The organism is Sphingobacteriales bacterium, from assembly GCA_016719635.1.
Lineage (GTDB): Bacteria > Bacteroidota > Bacteroidia > Chitinophagales > JADIYW01 > JADJSS01.
Genome location: JADJYT010000007.1, coordinates 226911 through 252978, shown reverse-complemented (window position 1 = coordinate 252978; position 26068 = coordinate 226911). Strand labels below are relative to the sequence as shown.

26 protein-coding genes and 1 pseudogene are annotated in these 26068 nt (G+C 41.9%); 21 read left to right on the top strand and 6 right to left on the bottom strand.

Annotated features, from left to right (window positions below; all coding sequences use genetic code 11):
* Positions 1–20: 20 nt before the first annotated feature.
* The 12 genes and pseudogenes from IPM95_12245 to IPM95_12190 all read left to right on the top strand — a co-directional run bounded on the left by IPM95_12245 (position 21) and on the right by IPM95_12190 (position 8711).
* Positions 21–650: a biopolymer transporter ExbD gene (locus tag IPM95_12245; protein MBK9330044.1), complete on the top strand. Its 630-nt coding sequence runs from the start codon at positions 21–23 to the stop codon at positions 648–650.
* A 47-nt stretch (positions 651–697) separates the two neighbouring features.
* Positions 698–1264, top strand: a complete 567-nt coding sequence (locus tag IPM95_12240) for a biopolymer transporter ExbD (protein MBK9330043.1) — start codon at positions 698–700, stop codon at positions 1262–1264.
* Between the two features lie 50 nt (positions 1265–1314).
* Positions 1315–2133 (top strand): energy transducer TonB, encoded by an 819-nt coding sequence (locus IPM95_12235; GenBank protein ID MBK9330042.1) that lies wholly within the window; start codon positions 1315–1317, stop codon positions 2131–2133.
* A 59-nt stretch (positions 2134–2192) separates the two neighbouring features.
* On the top strand, positions 2193–2396 hold the full coding sequence (locus IPM95_12230; protein MBK9330041.1) for a hypothetical protein: 204 nt from the start codon (positions 2193–2195) through the stop codon (positions 2394–2396).
* Positions 2386–3306: a substrate-binding domain-containing protein gene (locus tag IPM95_12225; protein ID MBK9330040.1), complete on the top strand. Its 921-nt coding sequence runs from the start codon at positions 2386–2388 to the stop codon at positions 3304–3306. Before IPM95_12230 ends, IPM95_12225 begins: the two co-directional genes overlap by 11 nt.
* Before the next feature lie 75 nt (positions 3307–3381).
* The gene (locus IPM95_12220) at positions 3382–4641 is read left to right on the top strand and encodes a citrate synthase (protein MBK9330039.1); all 1260 of its coding nucleotides are present in this window, start codon (positions 3382–3384) and stop codon (positions 4639–4641) included.
* A 74-nt stretch (positions 4642–4715) separates the two neighbouring features.
* Entirely contained in the window at positions 4716–5096 is a 381-nt protein-coding gene (locus IPM95_12215; protein ID MBK9330038.1) for a hypothetical protein, read from the top strand.
* A gap of 30 nt (positions 5097–5126) precedes the next feature.
* Positions 5127–6077 carry a hypothetical protein gene (locus IPM95_12210; GenBank protein MBK9330037.1) on the top strand — a complete coding sequence of 317 codons (951 nt, stop codon included), beginning with the start codon at positions 5127–5129 and terminating at the stop codon, positions 6075–6077.
* Between the two features lie 23 nt (positions 6078–6100).
* Positions 6101–6505 (top strand): hypothetical protein, encoded by a 405-nt coding sequence (locus IPM95_12205; GenBank protein ID MBK9330036.1) that lies wholly within the window; start codon positions 6101–6103, stop codon positions 6503–6505.
* 349 nt (positions 6506–6854) lie between these two features.
* Positions 6855–8039 (top strand): GTPase HflX, encoded by a 1185-nt coding sequence (gene hflX / locus IPM95_12200; protein ID MBK9330035.1) that lies wholly within the window; start codon positions 6855–6857, stop codon positions 8037–8039.
* 18 nt (positions 8040–8057) lie between these two features.
* Positions 8058–8255 (top strand): hypothetical protein, encoded by a 198-nt coding sequence (locus IPM95_12195; GenBank protein MBK9330034.1) that lies wholly within the window; start codon positions 8058–8060, stop codon positions 8253–8255.
* Positions 8255–8711: pseudogene (locus IPM95_12190) on the top strand (hypothetical protein). Before IPM95_12195 ends, IPM95_12190 begins: the two are co-directional and overlap by 1 nt.
* On the opposite strand, the gene IPM95_12185 reads toward IPM95_12190, so the two are convergent.
* On the bottom strand, positions 8708–9361 hold the full coding sequence (locus tag IPM95_12185; GenBank protein ID MBK9330033.1) for a peptidase M10: 654 nt from the start codon (positions 9359–9361) through the stop codon (positions 8708–8710). The pseudogene IPM95_12190 and the gene IPM95_12185 sit on opposite strands and share 4 nt — an antisense overlap.
* 64 nt (positions 9362–9425) lie before the next feature.
* On the opposite strand from IPM95_12185, the gene IPM95_12180 reads away from it, so the two are divergent.
* The 4 genes from IPM95_12180 (at position 9426) to IPM95_12165 (ending at position 11726) form a co-directional block, all read left to right on the top strand.
* A complete protein-coding gene (locus IPM95_12180) occupies positions 9426–9998 on the top strand; it encodes a D-sedoheptulose 7-phosphate isomerase (GenBank protein MBK9330032.1) in 573 nt (190 codons plus the stop codon).
* Complete coding sequence (locus IPM95_12175) at positions 9941–10708, top strand: nucleotidyltransferase family protein (GenBank protein MBK9330031.1); 768 nt, start codon at positions 9941–9943, stop codon at positions 10706–10708. Before IPM95_12180 ends, IPM95_12175 begins: the two co-directional genes overlap by 58 nt.
* Positions 10708–11253: an HAD-IIIA family hydrolase gene (locus IPM95_12170; GenBank protein MBK9330030.1), complete on the top strand. Its 546-nt coding sequence runs from the start codon at positions 10708–10710 to the stop codon at positions 11251–11253. Before IPM95_12175 ends, IPM95_12170 begins: the two co-directional genes overlap by 1 nt.
* A gap of 101 nt (positions 11254–11354) precedes the next feature.
* Positions 11355–11726: a T9SS type A sorting domain-containing protein gene (locus tag IPM95_12165; protein ID MBK9330029.1), complete on the top strand. Its 372-nt coding sequence runs from the start codon at positions 11355–11357 to the stop codon at positions 11724–11726.
* 63 nt (positions 11727–11789) lie between these two features.
* Here the strand turns inward: IPM95_12165 and IPM95_12160 are convergent, their stop codons facing one another.
* Both IPM95_12160 and IPM95_12155 read right to left on the bottom strand, forming a co-directional pair.
* The gene (locus IPM95_12160) at positions 11790–12869 is read right to left on the bottom strand and encodes a trypsin-like peptidase domain-containing protein (GenBank protein MBK9330028.1); all 1080 of its coding nucleotides are present in this window, start codon (positions 12867–12869) and stop codon (positions 11790–11792) included.
* A gap of 25 nt (positions 12870–12894) precedes the next feature.
* The gene (locus IPM95_12155) at positions 12895–14088 is read right to left on the bottom strand and encodes a hypothetical protein (GenBank protein ID MBK9330027.1); all 1194 of its coding nucleotides are present in this window, start codon (positions 14086–14088) and stop codon (positions 12895–12897) included.
* 117 nt (positions 14089–14205) lie between these two features.
* Here IPM95_12155 and IPM95_12150 point away from each other — a divergent pair, with 117 nt between their 5' ends.
* The 4 genes from IPM95_12150 to IPM95_12135 all read left to right on the top strand — a co-directional run bounded on the left by IPM95_12150 (position 14206) and on the right by IPM95_12135 (position 19577).
* Positions 14206–14859 carry a response regulator transcription factor gene (locus IPM95_12150; protein ID MBK9330026.1) on the top strand — a complete coding sequence of 218 codons (654 nt, stop codon included), beginning with the start codon at positions 14206–14208 and terminating at the stop codon, positions 14857–14859.
* A gap of 107 nt (positions 14860–14966) precedes the next feature.
* Entirely contained in the window at positions 14967–17189 is a 2223-nt protein-coding gene (locus IPM95_12145) for a TonB-dependent receptor (protein ID MBK9330025.1), read from the top strand.
* Positions 17190–17255: 66 nt separating this feature from the next.
* Positions 17256–18383 carry a c-type cytochrome gene (locus tag IPM95_12140; GenBank protein MBK9330024.1) on the top strand — a complete coding sequence of 376 codons (1128 nt, stop codon included), beginning with the start codon at positions 17256–17258 and terminating at the stop codon, positions 18381–18383.
* A gap of 66 nt (positions 18384–18449) precedes the next feature.
* Positions 18450–19577 carry a c-type cytochrome gene (locus IPM95_12135; GenBank protein ID MBK9330023.1) on the top strand — a complete coding sequence of 376 codons (1128 nt, stop codon included), beginning with the start codon at positions 18450–18452 and terminating at the stop codon, positions 19575–19577.
* Positions 19578–19656: 79 nt separating this feature from the next.
* Here the strand turns inward: IPM95_12135 and IPM95_12130 are convergent, their stop codons facing one another.
* From IPM95_12130 to leuB, 3 genes are read right to left on the bottom strand one after another with little or no spacing between them, the layout of a single operon-like run.
* Entirely contained in the window at positions 19657–20679 is a 1023-nt protein-coding gene (locus IPM95_12130; protein ID MBK9330022.1) for a dehydrogenase, read from the bottom strand.
* A gap of 58 nt (positions 20680–20737) precedes the next feature.
* Complete coding sequence (locus tag IPM95_12125) at positions 20738–21859, bottom strand: glycosyltransferase (GenBank protein ID MBK9330021.1); 1122 nt, start codon at positions 21857–21859, stop codon at positions 20738–20740.
* Positions 21859–22920, bottom strand: a complete 1062-nt coding sequence (leuB, locus tag IPM95_12120) for a 3-isopropylmalate dehydrogenase (protein MBK9330020.1) — start codon at positions 22918–22920, stop codon at positions 21859–21861. Before leuB ends, IPM95_12125 begins: the two co-directional genes overlap by 1 nt.
* 72 nt (positions 22921–22992) lie before the next feature.
* Between leuB and IPM95_12115 the strand changes: the two genes are divergently transcribed.
* A complete protein-coding gene (locus tag IPM95_12115; GenBank protein ID MBK9330019.1) occupies positions 22993–26034 on the top strand; it encodes a CHAT domain-containing protein in 3042 nt (1013 codons plus the stop codon).
* The last annotated feature ends 34 nt before the right edge of the window (positions 26035–26068 follow it).

The following is a 26068-nucleotide window of genomic DNA, read 5'->3' as shown; positions in this document are numbered from 1 at the left end:
AGAATTCTAAAGTACGGAATATGCCAAAAATAAAAGTACCTCGTAAAAGTACCATAGTAGATATGACCGCCATGTGTGACGTGGCGTTCCTGTTGCTTACATTTTTCATTCTTACGGCAAAATTCCGCCCAACACAACTGGTTCCGATTGACATCCCTACTTCAAGAGCAGAAAAGAATGCAACGGATGACATCCTTACAATCTCGGTGGACAAAGAAGGCAAAGCATATCTGGGTATCAATATTCCCAAACGGAGAACGGAGATTTTGGATAAAATCATCGCTAAATACGGTGATAAATATCCGAATGTTGCGGCAATGACACCTGCACAGAAAATGCAGTTCGCCAACCTTGAGATCATAGGTGTTCCCACTCAGGCCCTCCCTCAGATAGTAGGGCTGAAACCCGAACAGCTGCAGGAGTTTAAATTTCCCGGGATACCGAAGGATTCTACCGAGAACCAATTGGGCGAATGGATAATGGCAGCACGCTATGCCTATGCAGAAGATGATATTAATAAATTAAAATTTGCCATCAAAGGGGATAAGACATCCAATATTAAAGCCGTTCAGCGCATCATAGAAGTATTGCGCGAAAAAGATGTGTACAGCTTTAATATCATCACCTCTCTGGAAGGCAGTAACGATTAAATTTTTAAATGGAAGTTCCGAAGGAATTCCACCTAAAATAAAACAACATGGCAGATTTAGATACCTCGCAGGGGGGTGGGCATGGTAAGAAAGGCGGCGGTAAACGCTCCAAGAAATTGTCCACCCGTGTCGATTTAACCCCAATGGTTGACTTGGCATTTTTATTGATATCTTTTTTCATGCTTACAACCTCCTTATCCAAACCGGTTGCCATGGATCTGGCGATGCCTAAAAAGGATAAGGAAACCAAACAGGATGTGAAAGAATCGAAAGTATTGAGTATCATTTGTGACAAAGACGATAAGATCTGGTATTACGAAGGACTGAAGGTGGCGGGATTAAAAACGACCGATTACTCCTCCGGCGGACTGCGTCAGATTATCCTGAACAAACACAAAAAGGTTACATCCATACACGGACTGGATTCTAAAAAAGATGTACAAACTATCGTTTTAGTAAAATTAACAGATGACGCAAACTATAAAAATATGGTGGACGTTTTAGATGAAATAGACATTACGAAAACCAAAATTTATGCGATTCAGGATATTTCTGATATTGAAAAAGAAGCGATAGCTAATGGCGGAAATGTAAAATCATTTGCCGCAGAATAGGCAGGTATTACTTTGACGTTCTTTCGTTAAATTAAAACAAGGTATACGAAATGGAAAACACAAATTATAAAAATGCGTCGTGGGATGATATTATCTTCGAAGGGAGAAATAAGGCCTATGGTGCATATGAATTGAGGAAAATTTCAGATAGACATAAGCTGCGGGGCATTGCCATTGCACTGCTTGCATTTTTATTTATCGTTTTATCCTCTCAATTTAAAATATTCTCTTTTCTGACATCCAGTAAGAAAGAAAAAGAAGTATCGTTGGAAATGACCAATGTAGAACTACCGCCGCCGCCGCCGCCGGTAGAAGCACCGCCGCCGCCGCCACCGCCGCCGCCGGTTCGTCCTACCATCAAATTTGTAGAGATGATAGCGAAAGAGGATGAGAAAGTGGCTGAAGAACAACCCCTGACCAAGGTAGAGGAAATCAAGGAAACGCAGGTTTCTACCTCCACGCAGGAAGGTGATAAAAATGCGAAAGCCATCATTGAAGAAACCGGAACCGGAACGGGTCCTGCTCCGGAACCGGAACAACCGAAAGAGCCTGAAATTTTCGACCGCGCCGAAGTGATGCCTTCGTATCCCGGTGGAGTTCCGGAACTGATGAAATTCCTGCAAAAGAACATCCGATATCCTTCACTGGCCCGTGAAAACGGACTGGAAGGAAAGGTAATTGTGAAATTTTATGTGGATACTGACGGAACCGTTCGCGAACCGGCTATCTTAAAGGATGGTGTTGGAGGCGGATGCGGCGATGAAGCTATCCGTGTGGTTAAGTCAATGCCTAAATGGACTCCGGGGTCACAACGGGGAAAACCGGTAAAGGTATTTTATACATTGCCTGTTACCTTCAAATTACAATAATAAAGACATACTTGATAAAAAATCCCCAATATTGACGGGGGATTTTTTATTTTTAGTCCATGAATTTCCTACAAAGTCCCGGATTCATCCTTCGTGTCATTATTGCCGCAGGCTATATCATACTCGGAATCCTGCTTATTATTCACCCATCTGTATTGGGCTTCCTTACAAAAGATATGACCAGGGCATTCAGTGCCGTTTTAATCATATACGGATTATTCAGAGGCTACAGAGCCTATCAGTTTTTTAACGATGAAGAGTAAGAACCTGCTTCCTTTGGCTGTTTATTTGTTCCTGACATCTACACTGCTGCTATCGTGTAAAATGAAGTTGACGGAGAAAGAAAGCATTTCCAATGAATGGAACAGCGGTACAATTACGATTGCAACTGATGAAAACCTTAAAGACATCCTGCAGCAATTAGTGCAGATTTATGAATTCGAACATAAAAACGCCAGAGTAATTTTAAACTTCCAGCCTCAGGATAGAATCATAACCGACTTCATAAACGGTGACATCAAATCAATGATCATCAGCAGAACCCTGACGGAGGAAGAAACGGCCACCAGCCAGCAAAACCAGACAGTGAAGATTACCGCACAAACATTTGCTTACAATGCCGTTGCCGTCATTGCCAATAAAAGTTTCAAGGATTCTATCCTGGATATGTCCACCTTGAAAAATTACCTGAATCCTTCATCACCACTCAAATTAGTGTTTGACAATCAGCGTTCCGGCATAGCCAAACTGATTATGCATAAAGCCTCCATAGATAGAGCGTTATTTAAGAACGCCTTTGTGGTTAATAATGCGACGGAAGTTGCAACATACATAGCGGGAAATACCAATACCATAGGGTTTATTCCTTTTAATATGATCAGTGATGAAGACGACAGGAACAGGGATGCTGTATTATCAAAAGTGAAAGTATTGGACATTCGGCAGGACTCCACTTTCGCTGCCATTTCGCAGTCAAGCATCTATACCTTTAGCTACCCGTTACAACAATCGCTAACGATCGTATTAGGCAATAATCCTGAATTAACGGGCAGGGGTTTCAGCAATTTTCTCTGCAGGGAAAGATCCGGTAAAATATTATTAAAGGCAGGTTTGGTTCCCCGTTTCATGCCAACACGCACAATAAATATTCTGGACAATCTCAAATCAAATTAAGACGTTGCCCCTTATAATAATATCTTAACTTTCAATCCCTATTCTTTTTGTATTTTTATAGACACAATTCGAGTTATGGCAGAAGATAAAATCATCATTTCGTACAACGGTCAGTCGAGTGAATGTCCTATCGTAATAGGTACTGAAAACGAACCTGCAATGGATATTGCCAACCTGAGAGATGATACAGGATTAGTTACGTTGGATTTTGGATATAAAAATACAGGCGCTACCAAAAGTGCCATCACCTTTTTAGACGGCGAGCTCGGCATCTTACGCTACCGCGGTTATGAAATTGCCGAATTGGCGGAAAAATCAAATTTTACGGAAGTTGCATATCTGTTGTTAAACGGCGAACTGCCGACTACTGCCCAACTTAACGAATTTAATGCAAAATTGCAGACGAATTCAGATGTTCCGGAGGAGATTGGCACCCTGTTAAGAGCACTGCCGAAATCCACTCATCCTATGGCTCAGTTAGCGGTTGCAACACTGGCACTCTCCGGAGTATATGCTAAAGATGCCGCTAAGGTTACGGAAGAAACGATTATCAATATATTGGCAAAGTTTCCGGTATTGGTGGCAATGGTCATGAGAAACTCTCAGGGACTAGATTTTGTACCAAATGATAAGAGCCTGGACTACGTCTCCAATTTCATGAATATGGCTTTCGGCAAACAATCATCTGCGGTTGTTACGGAAGCAATGGATAAATTACTGATTCTTCATGCTGACCATGAGCAAAACTGCTCTACGTCCACCGTTAGAATGGCAGGGTCTTCCAACGCGAACGTGTATGCATCTGTTTCCGCAGGCATCTCCGCCTTGTGGGGACCATTGCACGGCGGTGCCAATCAGGCAGTACTGGAGCAATTGGAGGCTATAGAGAAAGACGGTGGTAATACCGCTAAGTTTGTAGCCCTGGCAAAAGACAAAACTTCCGGTTTTCGATTAATGGGATTTGGACATCGCGTTTATAAAAATTTCGATCCCCGTGCTAAAATCATCAAGAAATCCTGTGATGAAGTATTGGGTGACTTAGGCATCACTGATAAAAAGCTCACTATTGCGATGGAACTGGAGCAGGCTGCACTGCATGACAGTTATTTCGTCGACCGAAAATTATATCCGAATGTTGATTTCTACTCAGGCATCATATACAATGCCATCGGCTTCCCGACAGATATGTTCACTCCTTTATTCGCATTAGGACGGTTGCCGGGATGGGTGGCCCAATGGAAAGAGATGAAGGAGAACAAGGAACCTATCGGAAGACCACGTCAGGTTTATACCGGTGCAACCGTACGTCCTTACAGTGAAGCGGCGGCAAGATAGACTCCCTTCTTCGCCTTCTTGACATGATTAAAATTATAAGCCTGTCCTATTAATTTAAGTTACCTTTGCATGGAATGAAGTCCATTATTACCATAGCTTTCTCTGTCTTCTTTTTGCTTTCCACCATGCAGCAGGCTACTATATTCCTGCTGTATAAGCTGAATGAAAAAGAGATTACTGAAAAATATTGTGTCAATAAAAATGTTGCCGGTTCCTGTTGTCTTGGCAAATGTCATTTAAACAAAACGATAGCAAAATCCGAAAAAGAAAATACTTCTAACCCTTTTGCAACATTCCATCTTAAGGTGAAAGAGGTAGAGATTCTCTGCCATAAGATTCAACAAATCACACTTGCCGGACTTCCTGCCAATAAAGTATTAAATAGTTTCTACAGATTCGTGCTTTTAGACGGAATTCGCACTTCCCTGATAAAACCTCCCTCCGTTTTAGGTTAAATTATTTTTACACCTAAAACAACTACTATCATGTATAAGTATCTATTAGCCGCCATGTGCTGTATAAACAGCCTGTATGCGTGTGATTTCTGCGGATGTTCACCCACCGTCCTGAATGCGGATGTACTTTCATTACAACCGCAAAATTCAATAGGTACATCCGTGCAATACAGAAATTACAAACATCTGGCTTCAGATTTTAATGCAAAACGAACTCAGATTGTCACACAAAATTTTTATGTGTCCTATGCCCCCGCCAGATGGGTGGATTTAAGAGCCTCTTTACCGGTTTTATGGATTATAAATGATTACCTGAAATTAGATGCCAATACACCGAAATTACAAGAAAAGAAAGCCGGAATAGGTGATTTTATCCTGCTCTCCAACTTCCGGGTATGGCAACGCCCCCCATTTTCCAGAAAGGCAGGGCACTTAATAAACGCAGGATTTGGTCTGAGTTTTCCAACAGGCAATAAGAAAGTATCTGAAAACTTGTTATTGCAGGACTTCAACTTCGGCACACAAGCCGTGGGATTCCTGTTCTCTTCTGCCTATAGCCTGAGTGTCAAGAACTGGGGGTTGGTAAATAATGTACTGATTAAAATTAACCTCAAAAATAAACAACAGGTGACCTATGGCAATCAATACAGCTATCAGGTTTCTGCCAATTACTCCGCCTATGTGAAGCACTTTATTTTGATTCCATCCGTAGGATTAGGTGTAAATGTACAGGATAAAAATATCCGCAATAACATTTTACAGAAAAAGTTGGGGGCATGGAACCTGGCACTCAATTACGGGTTACAATTTACGGTCAGGGACATTACGTTCTCCGCAAGCGCCACCCATCCGCTCGCTCAAAAAACATCAGATGGAAACATTCTGCAACTCTCCGGATTCAATTGTCTGCTGAAATATCAGTTGCCGCAAAAGAAATCAAAGAAAATAAATGAAACAAATCTTTCCATTCCTAAAAACTAATCACACTTTAAAAATCAACAAACATGCGTAAAACAATCATTCCATTTTTAATCACTCTGACAGCGTTCAACATTTCCAGCTGCAAGAAAGCTGCTGAAGACATTACACCTCCTTCCATTACCATCTCATCTCCTGCGGAAAATGAGGAAATCATGCAAATGACTGCTATTGATTCTTCAACTGTAACGGCTGTCATTACGGATGAGGATTTACATGCGTACTCATTACTGATTTCAAAACCGGATGGTAGTGATACCTTGCTATACATACCTGAATCACACCAGGAAGTGAATTCCCTCAATATCAGCGAGAAATTTAAGCTTCCGGTAGTTGTAGGTACCGTTGATTACAGAATCACGATACATGCAGAAGACCACAGCGAAAATGACAGCACGGCTATCCGGAATTTCAAGATTAAGCACCTGTAATTCCAACTTGAATTACAAAATAGACTAATTTTATAACACATAGGCACATAGAAAATTTATACAGCAATGCGTTCTGTAGTATATACTAGGTATGTTAAAGTACACATAGGTGTACGCAAAACGTACACCTATGTTTTTCTATTATTTCCAGAACAAATTCTACTGTCTTTTTTTTTTTAGCATCTAAAACCTATGTGCCTGTGTGTTTAGAAAAATGATTATTTTTTTTGTGGATATAATCATAATGTCACTTTGGTATAATTCCATATATCTGGCCGGCATGCCAAAAGCAGCTGACCATTTTTATTTTATATCTTTGCACTTCAGCCCGCATAGTTGACAATAAATAATGATTGAAGTTAATCCGCATATAGAAGAACGCGCCGTACTGGTCGGCATCATCCGAGATAATCAAACTGCCGAACAGGTTGATGAATATTTGGAAGAACTGGCATTTCTGGCAGAAACCGCCGGTGCGGTGACGGTGAAGAAATTCACCCAGAAGCTCAAACACCCTGACACCCGTTATTTTGTCGGATCCGGGAAACTGGAAGAAATCAAGACCTACAAAGAGTTTGCGGATATCAATACCGTCATCATTGATGATGAGATCTCTCCTGCACAGCAACGCAACCTCGAAGAAGAATTGAAGTGCAAGATTTTAGACAGAACCAGCCTTATCCTTGATATCTTCGCCATGCGTGCGCAAACGGCACAGGCCCGCTCGCAGGTGGAACTGGCCCAGTTGCAATATTTATTACCCCGTTTGAAGGGTTTGTGGACGCACCTGGAGCGGCAGCGGGGTGGTATCGGGATGCGCGGACCGGGTGAAAAAGAGATTGAAACGGACAGACGGGTCATCAACGACAAGATCGCGCGACTGAAACAGGAACTCCTCATTCTCGACAAACAGGAGCAAACCCGCAGAAAAACCAGGGGCGAACTGATACGGGTGGCACTGGTCGGATATACGAACGTAGGCAAATCCACCATCATGAATCTGCTGAGTAAAAGCGAGGTGCTGGCAGAAAATAAACTGTTTGCCACTCTCGATACCACGGTCCGAAAAGTGGTGATTGACAATATCGCTTTTTTACTGAGCGACACGGTGGGGTTTATCCGCAAACTGCCGCACAACCTGATTGAAAGTTTTAAATCCACCCTAGACGAAGCGAAAGAATCAGACATCATTGTTCATGTGGTGGATGCTTCGCACGAAAACTTCCGGGATCATATCAACGTGGTGAATGAAACCCTCTCCGACCTGAGCGTCACCCAACAGCCAAGGCTGATAGTATTTAACAAGATGGACCTGTACCGGGAAAAATATTTTGACAAGTTCCTGCCGGAAGAAATCAAAAAGGAATTATCGGAAGAGTTTGAAAAGAATATGCGCTCCTGGATGAACTGCAACTGTGTGTTTATTTCCGCCACCAACAAGGAAAATATAGACGAACTGCGCAATACGATGATTCTGATGGTGCAGGATATGTACCACAAACGCTATCCGTATAAAAGTAGTTTTTACGGATAATTTTTGTTATTTTTAAGTATGTTTAAGCTAGACAGGAATTCCTTTGCAAAGCAATCTTTCAAAGACGCTGCAGATTATGCCCGACATCATAAGAATATGACCGTTAATGAACGCCTGGCTTTGGCTTATTACCTTAATGCCGCCGCCTATAATTTTGACATCAATCACCCGCCCAGGATGGATAAGACTTTCTTTCTCAGGATTAAAAGAAAGTAATGAATAATATATTCAACAAAGACTTTCAGGATTTCCTTAGAGCATTTAACAATTGTTGTAAAATATATCCTTGCAGTCGGATATTCTGTCATTATTCATGGTTATAGCAGAACAACCGGAGATATAGACCTTTGGGTTGAAAAAACAAATTCTAACTATAACCGAATTTGCAAAGCCTTTATTGATTTTGGGATGTCTACATTTGATATGACTGAACAAAACTTCCTGTCTAATGAATCAGACGTATTTTCTTTTGGAAGAATTCCCGTCAGAATTAACATCTTAACAGATTTAAAAGGAGTCGTCTTTGATGAAGCTTATGATAAATCTGAAATTCATGAAATAGGTGACATTCCCGTCAGGGTTATTCATTACAAACATCTAATTGAGTCCAGGAAGGCTGCCGGCAGATACAAAGATCTGGATGATATTGAGCAATTAGAAAATAAATCTTAAACTCCTTTCACCTGCTCTTCATGATACCTATTGGTAAACCTGCCGACAATAAAAATATTTTTTGTCAGTAGCCTGTCTAACTGTAAATGTTCGATATCTTCCTGTTTCACTTTTCGGTAAATCGGATTCAGTGTTCCGCCGTCTTCAGCAGGTTTTGCCAATGGGTTGTATTGAAATTCCGGATCCACCAGCGTCCCTCTCGGATACATGATGCCCGGTACGCCCTTTCCTGTCAGATTTAAATCCGACGGATGGTCTAGGCCTAACGAATGGCCATATTCATGGGCGGCTGTGGTGGAGCCCGGATACAAATTATCCAGCTTAAAATAGCCGGAATTGCTGCCCACCGCATCCACACAGGAAACATTCAGCCGGGCGAATGCTTCGATGCGGATATAATTGTTCCCGGGATTCTTATTTTCCCGGATACTGTTTTCCCGTATCAGGTGATTGTACTGCGGGGTGATACGAAACTGCACCTGAAACCATCTGTTTCCCAGCAGCACGATACCTTCCGGTTCATTCCACATCATTTCGATTTCATCCGATATCTGTTTGGTGAGGGCATAATCCGCGGCATTGCCATAGGAAATAATGGCGGACGAAATCCGGATGATTCTTTTAGATGTATCTAATTCGAGGAAGCCCATAAAACAAGATAAAAACAATTTATGAATTGCCCATCACTATTGACATATTCACTATATTTACCGCATGAAACAACAGATTGAAGCCATCCTGAAAGCTTCCATTGCCGTAAAGCAGCAAGTGGCGGAAGATGGAAAACTAATACAAACCATAGAAGACGTTTCCAACAGCATTGTCGCCTGCTTTAAGCACGACGGTAAAGTTTTGTTCTGCGGCAATGGCGGTTCCGCGGCTGATGCCCAGCATCTGGCCGCTGAATTTTCCGGAAGATTTTATACCGACAGAGAACCCTTGTATGCCGAAGCTTTGCATGTCAATACCTCCTACCTGACAGCCGTAGCCAATGACTACAGCTATAATGAAGTTTTTGCGCGCCTCGTAAAAGCGAAGGGAAGAAAGGGCGACGTGTTGATTGGTTTATCCACCTCCGGCAATTCGGGCAATATCGTGGAAGCCTTCAAGGTAGCCAGAGAACGCGGAATGATTATCATCGGATTTACCGGTGAAACCGGCGGCAAGATGAAAGAATTCTGTGATTACCTGATTAACATTCCTTCTAGTGACACGCCGAGAATTCAGGAATGCCATATCACCGTAGGGCATATCATCTGCCAGCTGGTGGAAGAGAAATTATTTTAGCCATCACCCGAAAAGACTTGAAAACCACCCAGCATACCACACCGGCCATCATCCTTGCAGGAGGCTTCGGCACCCGGCTAAGTACCGTTGTAAAAGACGTCCCTAAACCTATGGCACCTGTCAATGGCAAACCTTTCTTACATTATCTGTTTAAAGAATTACACCATCAGGGCATCCGCGACGTGGTTCTTTCTGTCGGGCATCTGAAGGAAGTCATACAGGATTACTTTCAGGATTCGTATTTGAATATGGACATCCAATATGCCATAGAACAGGAGCCGCTAGGAACCGGCGGAGGTATAAAACATGCTTTAAAACTGGTGGATGAAGATGCGTATATATTGAATGGGGATACGTTTTTTGATATTGAATTATCCAGATTAAAAAACAGCACCTCAGATATTACCATAGCACTGAAACCGATGTTTCGGTTTGACAGATATGGCACGGTGGAACTCAATGAAGCAAACAGGGTTATTGCGTTTAACGAAAAGAAACCGTGTGAACATGGTTTGATAAACGGTGGCATATATTATTTCAGGAAATCATTGTTTGACAGGATAGGGACGGGTAAAAAGTTTTCTTTTGAAAAAGACATTTTGGAAAAACACCTGAATGACTTGACCATACAGGGAATTGCGTTTGATAATTATTTCATCGATATCGGCATTCCGGAAGATTACGCCAAAGCACAAAAGGATTTTCACTGATGAAAAACACTCAAATCCATATAGACGAATCCTGGACACTGTTTCTCGACCGGGATGGCGTCATCAATAAAAATATGGACGGCGGGTATGTGCTGAATTGGGAGCAATTTGAGTTTCTGCCGGGCGTACTGGAATCGATGCCGAAACTGTCCAAATTATTTACGCGCATTATAGTGGTTACCAACCAGCAATCCATCGCCAAAGGATTGATAACGGAAGATGAATTACGGGAAATACATCAGAATATGATGAACATGATAGAACTGAACGGCGGAAGAATTGATGCCGTATATTTTGCACCGGATTTGGCCTCTGCCGAGAATATATTACGCAAACCTAACAACGGGATGGCTTTCTTAGCCCAAAAAGATTTTCCGGAAATTGATTTTGTAAAATCCGTAATGGTGGGTGATAAACTGTCTGATATGCAGTTTGGAAAGTCCACCGGGATGACAACTGTTTATTTATCAGGAGATTATAAAAAGTCTGAACTTATTGATGTGCAGCTATCCAACTTACAGGAGTTGGTGGATTCTATTAATTAGCTGATCAAAAATTATTGGCATATTTATTGACTTTTAGCGGATGATTGACTATATTTGAATCTCAGTATATGTTTCTTACCGCAAATAATAAACCCCAACTCATGCGTAAAACGTTTACACTACTGCTTTTATTGTTTACAGCAATATTTATTTCACCTCAGCTATCCCGGGCATCCGTCTTTGAATTAAGCAGCACAGATACCAGATTCGGAGACAAAGAAGTCATTAAGTTGTATCCGAATCCGATGACATCGGAAGCGAATATCAAAATCAGTGAAGAGGTTGATTTGCAGTTCAGCAAGGTGAGTGTTGTCTTTTACAATATTGTAGGAAGTGAGGTGTTTAAAATCAGTCAGGTGAAAGACTACGAACAAAAAATCACCCGTGACATTTTCAAAAGTTCAGGTATCTATTTCTTTCAGTTAAAGGTGGATGAAAAAGTTATCAGCACCGGAAGGATTACAGTAAAATAATTATAAAGCATAAAAACAAGAAGGCCAACCGATCGGTTGGCCTTCTTGTTTTTAACTGCAGGGTTAATCATCCGGTTTTGAATAATTTGTTTTCTCACAGCCGAACGCCTGCACAAAATAGTCATCCATCTCATTGGCTTTTACAATCAGATCGCTCAGGTTTTGTTTGATAGATTCCCCTCTGTCTGAAAAAATATCACTCATACGGACCCTATAGGACAGATAAATATGATGCTGATAAATTCCAAGATGGAAAGGCGGAACCGGATTGCTCAAGGTATATTTCAAGAAAGATTCGAGGTTATTTGCAGGCAGTTTATTCAAGGGGGACGTAGCATACAAATAGTTTTTGTCAAAGACAAAAATGCGGACCAGCGCACTGCCATGATGGAACTCCCAGTATTCCATGCCGCTTCGAGTCAATATCGGGTCAATGCCCATTGCTTTAATGGCATCCTCCACATATTGGGACAGCTTGCTGATTTCCTTATCATCAAATATCTTTTCATCAATATCGGCTCCGCAATTCGGACAATAGTCCGTTTTCTCACAGATCATCGCCTTGCAGGAATGACATTTGATGGAATACTGACAAGGCGGGTTTTGTGCAAAAGCATCCAGCTCTTCACGTACAGTCCTGGCCGGGATGGCAAACCCGACATTATCCGCATCGGTAAATTTTGCCGTAGTCAGGCCTACCAATAACCCATTGGCATTGACCACCGGCCCGCCGCTGTTACCGGGGTTGACAGCCGCATCTGTCTGTATATATCGTTGTCCGTCCAGTAATTGATTCTCATTTGAAACGATGCCTTCCGTAATCGTATAGGGCATACCAAAAGGATAGCCCAATACAAAAACCTTGTCCCTGCTGTGCACTTCCTCGACCTTATCGAATGGAACATCTACAGACGGCGTATGTGAATGACAACTCAAAAATGCAATATCCGCTTCAGGATTCACATACACGACATCGGCGATATATCTGTCCTGCCGCTGATCTTCTATGGACACTTTTTTATTGCCTTCCACCACATGATAATTGGTGACAAAGATATTCTGGGATTTCAGGTAAAAACCGGAACCGCTGCCACTGGCGGTATTTATTTTATAGACTGCTTTTTTTAATTCTGTATGATTCATCTTACTCGCTCCGTAATGAGCGTATTTATAGTTTGAATAATTTTTTGAAGAACCCCTTTTCCTCTTTCGGCTCCTCTTTCTGTTCCTTCACGGCTGCTTCTTTTCGGGCCGTATTATTTTCAGTCATCACTTTCTGTACAGCTTCAAAAAGCCGTTTCGAAGCTTCCTGTATGGGCTTGCCGGATGTCTCTTCCATCGCTTTTGTCAGGATTTCCGCTGCGCTATCTTCTGCATTATTGCTGTACATCAGGTTCAATATTCCATATTGCAGGGTGAGTACCGCACCGGCGTAATCCAGGGCTTTTATTTCCTTATCCGCCGTTTCATAAGCGTATTTCAGTATTGTACGCACAGTATCCAGGTTGGCTGCGAACTTATAAGAAACGAAAACATCTATCTTATAAAGGTCGTTCTCAAAGGCAGAACGCTCCATCGACTGTATCTTCTTTAAAAATTCTTTGCCGGCACTCAATCGTTGATAATAATCTTCTTTGCCATTCATAGCATTCAACGTTTTCTCAATTTCGTTCCGGATATTTCCCTGCGGGGCACACAGGTAATCTATTTTAAGCAGGGTGATGACGAGGACGTCCCATAAGAAATTCGTCATTCGTTTATTCTCAAATTGCTCATATACGGAGAACGCTTCCCGGATATACAATTGAATCGTGTTCCAGGCAATGTCTTTCTGTTCCTGCGAGTAGCAGGTAACCTTAGGTTCCCGTATTCTCCCCGCATCAAATTTTGTTATAAATTCATCATCGTAATTGTCCGCGTTGATGCAGATTTCCCTGAGCACATCATAAACCTTATAGGGTTCGCAGCTATCCAACGGACAACTATACCTGAAATACAATTTGTCGTCCTCCAGCACAATCTGTGAGATGGTCAGCGGTGTAAAATTAATCTGAGCCGTCTGACGTAGAATTGGAATTTTCTTAGCGCTTTCTATCGACAGGAAAGGAGCTTCCACCGCCAGTTCAGTCCCTGTGATTTTTACAGATACAACAATGGAGCCATGCGGAATAGTATATTCGGTTTTTTCCGGATTTGCGTATTTATTCTCTATTGTCGGATCAATGTAATTAATGCAGTTTCTCACCGATTCTGCAAATTGTTCATTTTCGTACAGATGCAGTACCTTATCCCAAAGGGTATCATCTATTTTACTTTTCAGTGGCCCGGAAATCGTTCTGACAAAGGAGAAATTGTTGTTCATGCAGTAAAATTATACCTCATTGAGGGTTTAAAAATACCATTTTAAGTTTTAATCATTTTAAAAATCATACTATTTTCAACCTATTTCGCTACTTTTGAATTTGATTACAGTTCATTCATGATTAAAATCCTTATTGCAGATGCACAATATTTAATCCGACTGGGATTAAGGGATTTATTGTCTGCCATAATGGATTTTACAGTTGTTGGAGAAGCCGCGAATTCAGCCGAATTACACCAAATGGTATTTGAGCATCAGCCGAATGTCGTCATCTTTGATTACTTCAACAAAAACTTTAAAGCCGATGATATCCAGACGGCAAAGAAGCTGTCTCCTTACACGCGTTTTCTGATAATCTCGTCTGATGACAATAAATCGAGCATCTATAAAGCCATTGAACTCGGGGCTGTCAGTTTCCTGACCAAGGAATGCGATAAAGAAGAAATCATCAATTCCATTTATGCAACCGCAAAGAATGAGAAGTTCTATTGCCATAAAGTAATAGACATCATTATCGAAAAGCATATCCATACGGATGAAGATTCCTGCAAGCCGCTCAATCTATCGCTGCGTGAAACAGAAATCATCAAACTGACTGCAAAAGGCTGGACAGCCAAGACCATCGCAGGGCATCTGTTTCTAAGTACACATACAGTATATACACACAAGAAAAATATCATGAAGAAACTGAAGATCAATTCTTCTTCTGAAATGATCATATATGCGGTTCAAAACAGCCTCATTACCAAAGAGGAAATGGTGGCCGAGTAGCGTATACCTAGAATTAGGTATCAAAATCACAAATTTAGCTATTGTTTAGACTGATTTAAGATAATATGTTTGTGCTTATTATTTTAAATTAGTCTAAATAAGAATAAATGCTTTCTAAAATCTTTTATACGGTATCATTATTGTTTATAGTACTATTTTCTGTTCATGCAAACACAATATCAGCTACAGATTCGTTGACTAGCTCAGACACTTTAGAAGTTCTTACAACACAGGAATTACCAAATATTACCATTATTCCTCAAAAGAAAAGCAACAACGATATACTCAATGAATTACCTGGTTCCGGTGCTTTTATAAATGAGGTGGAATTAAAAAAATTATCTGTAATAAGTGGCAATGAAGTTTTTAAAAGAGTTGCCGGGTTGAATGTTGTTGATGAAGAAGGCAGTGGGTTAAGGGTAAATATTGGTATTCGTGGGTTAGATCCTGACAGAAGCAGTGGTGTTTTGATGTTAGAAGATGGGATACCTATTCAGCTTAACCCGTATGGCGAACCTGAAATGTACTACACGCCGGCAATGGAAAGAATGAGCAGTATAGAAGTAGTAAAAGGTAGTGGTCAGATATTATTTGGTCCAAGAACTATTGGTGGTGTTATAAATTATATTACAGCTGATGCACCTGTAAAAGGGCATGTTGGAAAAGCATCTTTTAAAGGTGGCAGCGGCAGGCTCTTTTCTTCTTATATAGATTATGGTGTTGGAAAAGGAAATGCTAATTTTCGTGTAAATTATTTGCACAAACAGGCAACAAGACTGGGTACATTGAAGTTTAATGTTGATGATTTTAATGCAAAACTTAAATTAAAACTCGGAAAAAAATCTGTTCTTGGTTTTAAAGGTCAGCTATACAATGAAAAATCAAATTCAACCTATGTAGGATTAACCACACCAATGTTTGAAAATGATGATAAGTATACAATTGTCGCACCTGATGATTTATTAAAAATAAAGAGATTTAGTGTATCCGCAACACACAAACATTTTTTCAATACTCATTTAAACATTACAAATGTTGGTTATGCATATACTATCACCAGGGATTGGCGCAGGCAAGGATTTAGTTACAGTAAATCGGCCGGCAATCAAACCGGCAGTATATTTGGAGATACGACTGTTGCAAACGGTGCAATTTATATGCTGAATGAAACCGGATTTCGCAACCGGACATTTTGGGTATACGGATTAGAATCTAAAATAGATTATAGATATAACATAAAAAGAGTAGAAGGAAATTTACAGGCTGGTATTCGCGGTTTGTACGAAAATGCGTTAGATCAGGAAAAGAAAGGCAATTCACCGAAAGCTGTTACAGGACAAATTCAGGCTGAAGAATTCAGACCGGGTTGGGCAATTAGTGGTTACATAGAAAATAAATTTACATTCCTGAAAAAAATAACTATTACCGCCGGTGTACGATTAGAAAGTTATAATTATAAAAGAGAAATCAGAATGTATAAGAATGCTGCCGGTCAATACAGAGACACCAATATTGTTGCAAAGAACAGAGTATTTGCTTTTATTCCTGGTGTTTCTATCAGCTATAATCCAAAAGAAAAGATGACCATTTTTGCAGGTGTGCATCGTGGATTTTCTCCGCCAGGCTTAAAAAATTCAATTAGCGCATCAGGTGAAATTTTAAAACTTGAACCACAGCTAAGCTGGAATTTTGAAGTTGGAACAAGAAGTGAATTTTATAAAGGTTTGAATATGGAATTAACGGTTTATTATATTGATTTTCAAAAACAAGTTATTCCTGTTTCTGAATCTTCAGGCGGAACCGGAACCGGATTTATTAATGCCGGGAGAACTAAACACTATGGTTTAGAATCCGGATTAAGCATCAACTTTGGTGAAATGTTTAACAAGAAATATGATCCGTATTTTAATATTAACACGACTTATAATGTAGCAAAACTAAGCAGCGACAGATTCAAGAAGATTAATGCTGATACTGTAAATATTAACGGATACGACTTGCCTTATGCACCCAGAATATTTTTATCTGCAGTTGCAGGACTTCTAACACCCTTTGGTTTAAACCTGCAAATGGTGTTTAATTATACAGGCAAACAGTTTACGGATGAAATTGAGACAATTACACCAACAGCAAACGGAAGAGCCGGACAGATTCCAGCCTATTTTACAATGGACGCAGCTGTCTCCTATATTATACCAAAAGCACACACGACTATTGGCATGAACTTTAAGAATATCACAAACAGTCAGCATATTGTTTCGAGAAGACCGCAAGGAATTAAGGTTGCAAATCCATTCTATATTGGCGGCACTTTAGAGTTTACATGGTGATTCTATACAATAGAAAATAATTCCTTTTAAGGTAATCATTTGCATATTTAGTTCTGCTATTTCAGTATGAAAAAATCAGCCTTCTTAATTGTCTTATTTGCACTAACTTTTGTTAATTGTAAAAGAGAAAAGAATGCAAGGTTTGAGCCCTTCTATTATGCCTCAGAAGTAGAATTTATCAATAATAAGGACGGCCTTTCCGATTCTGCCCTCGCAGGCAAGCTCATGTTCTTTGACAAGAATCTCTCAGAGCCGGCGGGCACCAGCTGCGCAACCTGCCATGCTCCGATGAGCGGATTTTCGGACCCCCGACATATCTCCTTTTCTACCGGCTCCCGCAACGAACCCGGCTTACGCAATGCACCGTCCATTAGCTATATGAGTTTTGCACCCAACAGGAAAGAAGAACTGGTCCGGGGCGTAATGGAAGAGGTAGGCGGCTTCTTCTGGGATGGCAGGGCAGAATTCCTGAACGAGCAGGCGCTGTTTCCGCTCATCAATGAGCACGAGATGAACAATGCCAGCTTCGCCGGGGTATCCGAAAAACTTAAACACGCCTCTTATTATCCTGCACTTGAAAAAGTATTCGGCAAAGAGGCGTTTCTGAAAACCGACCTTATCGTTTTTTATGCAGTAGGTTGCCTGCAGGCATTTCAGCGTTCCCATCAGGTCAATCCGTTTACGAGCAAATTCGATTTTTACCGGAAAGGAAAACTAAAACTGAGTGCGCAGGAAATGCGCGGCATGCAGATGTTCAGCGATACCACCAGAGCCAAATGCTCCGTCTGTCATTCCATTCAGCCGACGCCTTATGCCTCCACCGACAAAATCATCTTCACCGATTATTCGTATGAAAATATCGGACTGCCCAAACATCCGGTACAGCTGAATCTGCCCATTGATAGTGGTTTAGCTAAGACAGAAGTGAGCAATCCGAAAGAAATCGGCCGATTCAAGACGCCGACGTTACGCAATGTGGCCGTTACGGCACCCTATATGCACAACGGAATCTTCCACACACTGGAAGAAGTGCTGGAGTTCTATAACGAACGGGATATCCATAAAAAATTTGTTCCGGAATATCCGGCGACGATGAACAGGACGGAGGTGGGAAATTTAAAATTAAAACCCGAAGAGCTGAAAGACATCATCGCTTTCCTTCAAACGCTGACAGACGGGTATAAGATAAAATAAACAACTTTATTTGCACCGGTTGGATGGGTTTAGTAAAATCAATTGTACCTTTAATACACCAAAGTGATGAAAAGAATATCCATTCTTGTTGTACTGTCAAGCCTCTTCCTCCTTTGCTGCAAACGCAGTTCTACAGAAGAGGAAGAAACCTTTTATTATAACTCCGAAGCTGAATTTATCGCCAATAACAGCGGCTTGTCTGACACGGCACTGATCGGCAAACTTATTTTCTTTGACCAGAATCTGTCAGAACCTGCAGGTATCAGCTGTGCCACCTGTCACTCGCCGATGAGCGGATTTTCGGATTCAAGGCATACCTCCTTCTCTGCCGGGGTAGGCGGACTGTTAGGAACCCGAAATGCCTCGGCCATCAGCTATATGGTATTCGCACCCAACAGACGGGCTGAGCTGGTACGCGGGGTATGGGAAATGGTGGGTGGTTTCTTCTGGGACGGAAAAGCGGAATTCCTGAATCAGCAGGCACTCTTCCCGCTTATCCATCCGCACGAAATGAATAATCCCGGATTCGGAGCTGTTTCCCAAAGAATAAAAAATGCAGCCTACTATCCGAAACTGGAAAAATTATTCGGAAGCGCCGTGCTGGCAGACAGCCAGACCATCGTCTTGTATTCCGTATTGTGTCTGCAGAAATTCCAGCAATCCCGGCAGGTCAATACCTTCACCAGCAAATTTGACTTTTACCTGAAGGGAAAAGCGGCACTGACCGATCCCGAAAAGCGCGGTATGGTTTTATTCAACGATACCACGAAATCCAAATGCAGCCTTTGCCATCTTACCACTCCAACCAGCTATGCCACCACCTCTAAAATCGTGTTTACCGATTATTCGTATGACAATATAGGATTGCCCAAACATCCGGACCAGCTGGGTATGCCCGTTGACAGCGGCCTGGCCATCTTTGAAAGAAATGAACCGTTGGAAGTGGGAAGGTTTAAAGCACCTACCCTGCGCAATATTGCCATCACGGCACCCTATATGCACAACGGAATCTTCAATACCCTGGAAGAAGTGATGGAGTTTTACAACGAAAGGGATGTCAATCCGGCATTTGTACCCGAATATGCTCCCACGATGAACACCAACGAACTGGGAAATTTAAATCTGTCACAATCGGAAATCAACGACATCATTGCCTTTCTGAAAACATTGACGGATGGCTATAAGATTCCTTAAAAATGAGGATTTCATCGGGATAGCAGATTCCCACTTTCAGGAGAATGACATTCTTTTCCATATCCGGACATCAGGAAACTTAAACCGTCCAGGTGGTAAGGCCTTCTGTCGTCAACGTATAGGGCATTACTTTACCGCCCAGTGTATTGAGTTGTTCTATCAGCTTATACTTATGGATATAGGGCGCATAAAAAATCATGAATCCGCCGCCGCCAGCACCGGATATTTTACCTCCGGTGGCCCCCGCCTGCATTGCCGCTTCATAAATGGCATCGATGGAAGGATTGGATATACCTTCTGCCATCAGCTTTTTATGCATCCAGCCGTCGTGTAATATCTTTCCGATATGGTCCACTTCGCCTCTCAGAATCGCTTCTTTCATCAATATGCTTTGTTCTTTCAGCTGATGCATGGCTTCGATGGAAGCCGTCTTATTGGCGTTTACATTGTCGGCCTGCTGCTGAATGATTTCGGAAGACAAGCGGGATGTCTGCGTGTAGAACAACACCAGATTATGTTCCAATTCATGCAGGTATTTGGATTTGATGCGCAGCGGGTTGACAATCACCTTATCGTTGGCATAAAATTCCATATAATTCACCCCGCCAAAGGTAGCTGCATACTGATCCTGTTTTCCGCCCGCCATCTTCAGGTCTTCGCGCTCGATAGAATATGCCAGATGTGCGATATCGTATTCACCCAGGGGCAACTTCAGCCACTCGACGAATGCGCCTAAGATTGCCACCACTAAAGTCGAAGATGAACCGAGTCCGGAGCCCGGAGGCGCATCGACATAGGTATTGATTTCAAACGATAAAGGTTTCTTTATGAAGTCCCGGACTATACGGTTGTAAACGCCTTTCACCAGATCTAATGTACCATCAATCGGCAGCTGTGCTTCACTCTGAAATTCGATGATTTCATTTCTGTCAATCGCATCGATAACAATCTTACCGTCGTCTCCGGGCTTGATGGATGCATAAGCATAAAGGCTGATGGTCGCATTCAGGATGGCCCCTCCGTAAATGTCGGAATAAGGAGAGACGTCGGTGCCGCCGCCGGCCAGGCCAATACGCAAGGGTGCTTTGGAACGAATAATCATAAGGCAAATTTACGATTTACGATTTATGATTTATGATTTTGGACAATTTATTAATGCATCAGAGGAAACTCTTCACTTTCTCCGCCATCACTTTCCAGCTGTATTTCTTTTTTTCTTCCAGGATATTTTGGATAAACTCCGTCTCTTTATGCCCGCTGTAGAATTTCAATATCGCATCGGCAACAGACTGTTCATTTGGCTCCACTACAAACCCGACTTTATTGTCAGGTACGATTTCCGGCAAGCCGCCCACATTCGTCACCAGCATCGGTTTGTTGAAATGGTAACATATCTGTGTCACTCCGCTCTGTGTGGCATGTTTATACGGCTGCACCACCATATCTGCCGCACAAAAATAATGCACGACTTCATCATCCGGAATGAATCGGGTGTGTAATTCGACCTTATCTTTCAGGTTCAACGCTCTTATCAGTTGTTCATATTCTTCCTTATTGGAATAATATTCACCGGCAACAATTAGTTGGATATCGCTGTTGCGCAATTCCTCTTTCGCCATTGCCTTCAGCAAAATGTCCAGGCCTTTATAATCCCTGATCAGGCCAAAAAACAACAGGTATCTTTTGGAAGCATCCAGTTTTAATCGCTGCAATGCCTGTTCTTTAGTGATGGGTGCACCATAATTATCGAACAACGGATGCGGGCTTAACAGGCGTGGTTTTTTCGTATCAAATACACTTAGATCATGATAGACACTGTCACTCATGGCAATAAACGCATCCACACTGTTTACAAAATAGGCCGTGAACAGTTTATCGCCGATGCGCTTTTCATGCGGAATGATATTATCCAGTATGGAAACAATTTTAGTATGCCTGTTCCTTTTTACAATGCGGCAGATGGTGCCCAGGCACGGCGCCATAAACGGAAGCCAGAATTTCACCACGAGGATATCCGGTTTTTGCTTTTTTACTTTCAGCCCGACCTTTATCCAGTTAAACGGATTGATGGAATTGACAGCCACTTCAATGCTTAAATCAGCCGGTTTGGGTAATGATGAATATTGTGTGGTGCCCGGAAACAGAAACTCAGGATATTGCAAGGAAAACGTAACGATAGTCACTTCATCCCCTTGTGCTGAAAATTCCCGGGCCAGCCGCTCATTGTAAGCTGCCAGTCCGCCGCGCAGCGGGTATGCCGATCCGAGTATGGTGACTTTCATCATTGCAATATAAATTCAGCAATTTTATCGCCGACTTCCGAAGTACTGTATTTTCCCTGATTGATATCTTCCGTCACGATATTTTCCTGCATAGCCTTATCGACTGCCTGAACGATGGCTTTGCTTTCTTCCACCAAACCAAAACTATATTCCAGCAACATGGCTGCGGATAAAATCGTTGCCATCGGATTGGCAATATTCTTTCCGGCTGCCTGCGGATACGAACCATGTATTGGCTCATACAGGGACACCTTATCTCCTATGGATGCAGAAGGCAATACACCCAGGCTGCCGGCAATCACAGAGGCCTCGTCGCTGATGATATCACCGAACAGATTTTCCGTCAGGATGACATCAAACTTGATGGGCTTGGTAATCACTTCCATGGCCGCGCTGTCGATATAGTTGCACTCCAATTCAATATCCGGATGATTTTTGGCATATTCCGTCACCGTTTCTCGCCACAGGCGGGAGGTGGCCAGCACATTTGCCTTATCCAACAAAGTAACTTTTTTCTTTCTGTTGCGGGCAAACTGAAATGCCTTCTCAGTGATGCGCAAAATCTCTTCCTTGCTATACACACAGGTATCGTATGCTATCGACTGATCCTCGCTCCTGCCACGCGGCTTGCCAAAATAAATACCTGATATCAGTTCCCGAACGACTACAAAATCCACGCCTTTAATCCGGTCATTCTTCAGTGGTGACGCATCCAACAAAGCATCATAACTTTTCACAGGACGGATATTGGCATACAAACCCAGATTGCTGCGCATCTTCAGCAAACCCTGCTCCGGCCTTACTTTCGCAGTCGGGTCATTGTCATATTTCGGGTCACCGATGGCGCCAAAGAGGATGGCATCGGCATTCATGCACAATTCATGTGTTTCATCCGGATACGGATTGCCGGTTTTATCTATGGCTGCCGCACCTATCCATCCGTAGGTATATTCAAACGCATGGTTATATTTTCGTTCAACGGCCTTCAATGCTTTAACCGCCTGTTCAATGATTTCAGGGCCAATGCCGTCTCCCGGCAATACTGCAATTTTTTTCTTCATCCCTCAAAAATAAACAAGATTATATGATTAATTATTTAAGTGGTGTTATTAAATTTATACAGATAGGAGTATATGTTGAAAGCAGCAATCTTTCCTTTATTACTGGTCATTGGCCTGGCACATGCAGATAAATTGTCCGTCAGCACAATTGAATCCGAACAGGCGCATATCTGTTTTCTAAAAGAGGATTATTACAGATCGCTCGTGTGCTTTACATCTGCCCTGAAAAAGTCGGATCCAAGATATCAGCAGTCCCGGATAGCAGAAATTTTATCCGGGATATCAGAATGCTTATTACAGCTCAAACAGTACGGCGCACTGGATAAAACACTGTCTGTCAGTAAGCCATATGCGCAGCAATGCCATTCCGCTGCCTATACGAAACTACTGCTGACCGAGGCTAAATATCGGATAGAAAAGGGGAAATATGCTGATGCCATTCATTTGCTTAGAACTACAAGCACCCTTATCCATGACAAGAACCTATCTGACGAATGTAAACTATTGTTGGGAGATGCCTTTTTTCGGCTGGATTCATTTACTGTCAGCAAATCCCTGTTTGATGCGGTTTATCATACTGCTGAAGATTCCCTATTACGGGCAAAAGCCTGCAACCATATCGGCAGCTGGTATTACCTTGAGTCGGAATTTGACAGTGCCACTGTTTATTATAATAAGTCCCATGAAATTTATGAACGAAGATTAGGGAAACAACATACAAAGACGGCGCAGGTAATATATAACCTTGGATTGCTGGCCGGGCAGAACGGCGACTACTATACCTCTCAACAAAACTTCAGGGAAGCTCTAAGGATTTACCGTTTGAAATTCGGCGAAAACCATCCCAGAACGGCGGAAGCATATGCCGCACTTGGCGGTGCTTATCTGAATACGGATAATATTGAGAAAGCCGTTTATTACTTTAAAAAAGACAGAGCTATACTCCAAAAACTGTATGGCAACAATCAGCCGGACATCATTTACAGTTATCTGAATTGCGGAACCGCCTATTACTATCTGCAGGATTATGTCAACGCGGAAGCGCAACTCCGGATGGCGATGCAATTAACAGAAAAGTTTTACAGCCAAAACCACAATCTCTATAGCCAGTGTATCCTTGAATTATCAAAAATGCTGACAGAAAGAAAGCTGTTTCAGGAAGCTGATTTAAAACTTAAAGACATTATTGCCGTTCATCAGAAAGAGAGAAATGAATTTCTGGCAGATGCTTATTATCAGTCAGGAAATAATTACCTGGCACAAAAGAATACAGCCAGGGCATCCTACTATTTTTCAGAGGCCAATGGTCTGTATAATGAAATCTATGGTGATAACAATATGTATTCCATTGATGCCTTAACCGGTTTATCCAATGTCTCTTTACTGGACAATCATCCATCCAAGGCGCTGGAATACGCAACGGCAGCCTTGAACCAAACCTTGTTGTCAGGGAAAATCATTCATCCTTATGACCATTGGGAATGTATATTACAAACACTGAAATGCAGGCAAGCGATATATAAGACAAAGCAGCCGGGCATAAAAACAATCAAGGCAGATATAGACCTGATTAAAACGACCCTACAGGAAGCTAATAAGATTAAACAAACTTATTATTCCGCAGGCAGCCGTTTATATTATTCCCAAAAAATTACCAAACTCAATGAGCTGGGCATCTTCCTGCTCACCCACTTTTATAAACCGACAGATGCCTATCTTATTCAACATTTAATCCTGTTTGCCGAAAACAATAAAGCCAACCTCCTGCGAAGCAGGATTGCCGATTATACATCCAATGAGATACTGCCCGCAGGCGAACAGCAGCAATCGGAAAGAATTATAGGCAAACTAAACTACTTCATGCTGCTACAGGAAGACAGGGATTCGGAATCTCCCTCGCTGAATGATTCGATATTGTTCTATCAGAACGCATATGAAGATTTTTCTAAAAAGATAGAACAAGAATATCCGAAGATATATGCACTGAAATACGGCGAGAAACAATTATCCATCCAGCAGCTCCAACAGCATTTACAATCCGGCCAAACGATGCTCTTATATATGAATGATGGGGAAAATTATTATTGTATCTCCGTCTCTAGAAGCAAAATTATCTACAAAGACTGTGGTTCTAAAAAACACATAGATTCATTGATCACAAATCTAAACACATCGATTACTCAGAAAAAATATGATGCTGTCACCGGTTATACCTTATACAAGGCATTACTCCCCATGCTTTTGGAGAAAGATATAATTATTGCTCCGGATGAATTGCTTCAATCCCTGGCATTTGAAGCGTTAGTCAGCCATCCGAAGAAACCGGATTACCTGATATATCACCATTCCGTACAGTATGCCTTTTCTGCAGGCACTTATTTTAATTACCCAAAAACGGATGACAACCCTACTATCCTGTTTTTTGCGCCTGATTATTCTAGTACCGCATTTGCGCCGTTAAATACACAGGAAGAGTTCAGTTCCTTGCGCTCCCATTCCCGTTTTGACGGAAGAACCGGCAAAGCAGCCACCAAAGCGTCATTTATTGAAAAGACGTCGAATACAGGCATCGTCCATATCACCGCTCATATTCTGGTTGATAGCATATCCCCCTTATCCTCTGCTCTGGTTTTTCAGCCGGCGGTCAATTACCTCTTGTCCATCAGCGAAATCTGGAAGCTGAACATCCATGCGCAGTTAATGACGATAGCCGCCTGCAAAGGGAATTTTGGAAAGCAACAAGGCGGGGAAGGAATGCAAAACTTTGCCTGGGCCTTTCACTATGCTGGCGCCGACAATGTCCTGTCCACCCAGTGGAATGCATCTGATAAATCGACGGGTCAGATACTCAGCACCTTTTACCAATCGCTCTTTTCCGGCACATCCAAATCGGAAGCGCTGCAATCGGCAAAAATAAATTATATCCGAAATGCAGACGCCATTGGGTCACAGCCTTTCTATTGGGCAAATTACACATTATATGGGAACAGCCATCCCATTCGTCTTTCCATAAATTTCTTATCAAAATTCTGGTGGATTCCTGTTATATTTTTCATTGTTTGTTATCTTGCACTGATAAGCATCCACAGAATTACCAAGAAACCTGCATCATGACTCTATACAAAGTAATATGGCTTGAATTATTAAG

What these genes read in the sequence shown, in the direction of transcription:
- IPM95_12235 (MBK9330042.1), top strand. Translation starts at nt 1,315, where the DNA reads ATGGAAAACACAAATTATAAAAATGCGTCGTGGGATGATATTATCTTC.
- IPM95_12170 (MBK9330030.1), top strand. Translation starts at nt 10,708, where the DNA reads ATGAAAAACACTCAAATCCATATAGACGAATCCTGGACACTGTTTCTC.
- leuB (MBK9330020.1), bottom strand. Translation starts at nt 22,920, where the DNA reads ATGAAGAAAAAAATTGCAGTATTGCCGGGAGACGGCATTGGCCCTGAA.
- IPM95_12130 (MBK9330022.1), bottom strand. Translation starts at nt 20,679, where the DNA reads ATGATTATTCGTTCCAAAGCACCCTTGCGTATTGGCCTGGCCGGCGGC.
- IPM95_12245 (MBK9330044.1), top strand. Translation starts at nt 21, where the DNA reads ATGCCAAAAATAAAAGTACCTCGTAAAAGTACCATAGTAGATATGACC.
- IPM95_12175 (MBK9330031.1), top strand. Translation starts at nt 9,941, where the DNA reads ATGCCATATCACCGTAGGGCATATCATCTGCCAGCTGGTGGAAGAGAA.
- IPM95_12220 (MBK9330039.1), top strand. Translation starts at nt 3,382, where the DNA reads ATGGCAGAAGATAAAATCATCATTTCGTACAACGGTCAGTCGAGTGAA.
- IPM95_12165 (MBK9330029.1), top strand. Translation starts at nt 11,355, where the DNA reads ATGCGTAAAACGTTTACACTACTGCTTTTATTGTTTACAGCAATATTT.
- IPM95_12145 (MBK9330025.1), top strand. Translation starts at nt 14,967, where the DNA reads ATGCTTTCTAAAATCTTTTATACGGTATCATTATTGTTTATAGTACTA.
- IPM95_12185 (MBK9330033.1), bottom strand. Translation starts at nt 9,361, where the DNA reads ATGGGCTTCCTCGAATTAGATACATCTAAAAGAATCATCCGGATTTCG.
- IPM95_12180 (MBK9330032.1), top strand. Translation starts at nt 9,426, where the DNA reads ATGAAACAACAGATTGAAGCCATCCTGAAAGCTTCCATTGCCGTAAAG.
- IPM95_12215 (MBK9330038.1), top strand. Translation starts at nt 4,716, where the DNA reads ATGAAGTCCATTATTACCATAGCTTTCTCTGTCTTCTTTTTGCTTTCC.
- IPM95_12210 (MBK9330037.1), top strand. Translation starts at nt 5,127, where the DNA reads ATGTATAAGTATCTATTAGCCGCCATGTGCTGTATAAACAGCCTGTAT.
- IPM95_12205 (MBK9330036.1), top strand. Translation starts at nt 6,101, where the DNA reads ATGCGTAAAACAATCATTCCATTTTTAATCACTCTGACAGCGTTCAAC.
- IPM95_12160 (MBK9330028.1), bottom strand. Translation starts at nt 12,869, where the DNA reads ATGAATCATACAGAATTAAAAAAAGCAGTCTATAAAATAAATACCGCC.
- IPM95_12140 (MBK9330024.1), top strand. Translation starts at nt 17,256, where the DNA reads ATGAAAAAATCAGCCTTCTTAATTGTCTTATTTGCACTAACTTTTGTT.
- IPM95_12155 (MBK9330027.1), bottom strand. Translation starts at nt 14,088, where the DNA reads ATGAACAACAATTTCTCCTTTGTCAGAACGATTTCCGGGCCACTGAAA.
- IPM95_12225 (MBK9330040.1), top strand. Translation starts at nt 2,386, where the DNA reads ATGAAGAGTAAGAACCTGCTTCCTTTGGCTGTTTATTTGTTCCTGACA.
- IPM95_12230 (MBK9330041.1), top strand. Translation starts at nt 2,193, where the DNA reads ATGAATTTCCTACAAAGTCCCGGATTCATCCTTCGTGTCATTATTGCC.
- IPM95_12240 (MBK9330043.1), top strand. Translation starts at nt 698, where the DNA reads ATGGCAGATTTAGATACCTCGCAGGGGGGTGGGCATGGTAAGAAAGGC.
- IPM95_12125 (MBK9330021.1), bottom strand. Translation starts at nt 21,859, where the DNA reads ATGAAAGTCACCATACTCGGATCGGCATACCCGCTGCGCGGCGGACTG.
- IPM95_12195 (MBK9330034.1), top strand. Translation starts at nt 8,058, where the DNA reads ATGTTTAAGCTAGACAGGAATTCCTTTGCAAAGCAATCTTTCAAAGAC.
- IPM95_12115 (MBK9330019.1), top strand. Translation starts at nt 22,993, where the DNA reads ATGTTGAAAGCAGCAATCTTTCCTTTATTACTGGTCATTGGCCTGGCA.
- hflX (MBK9330035.1), top strand. Translation starts at nt 6,855, where the DNA reads ATGATTGAAGTTAATCCGCATATAGAAGAACGCGCCGTACTGGTCGGC.
- IPM95_12135 (MBK9330023.1), top strand. Translation starts at nt 18,450, where the DNA reads ATGAAAAGAATATCCATTCTTGTTGTACTGTCAAGCCTCTTCCTCCTT.
- IPM95_12150 (MBK9330026.1), top strand. Translation starts at nt 14,206, where the DNA reads ATGATTAAAATCCTTATTGCAGATGCACAATATTTAATCCGACTGGGA.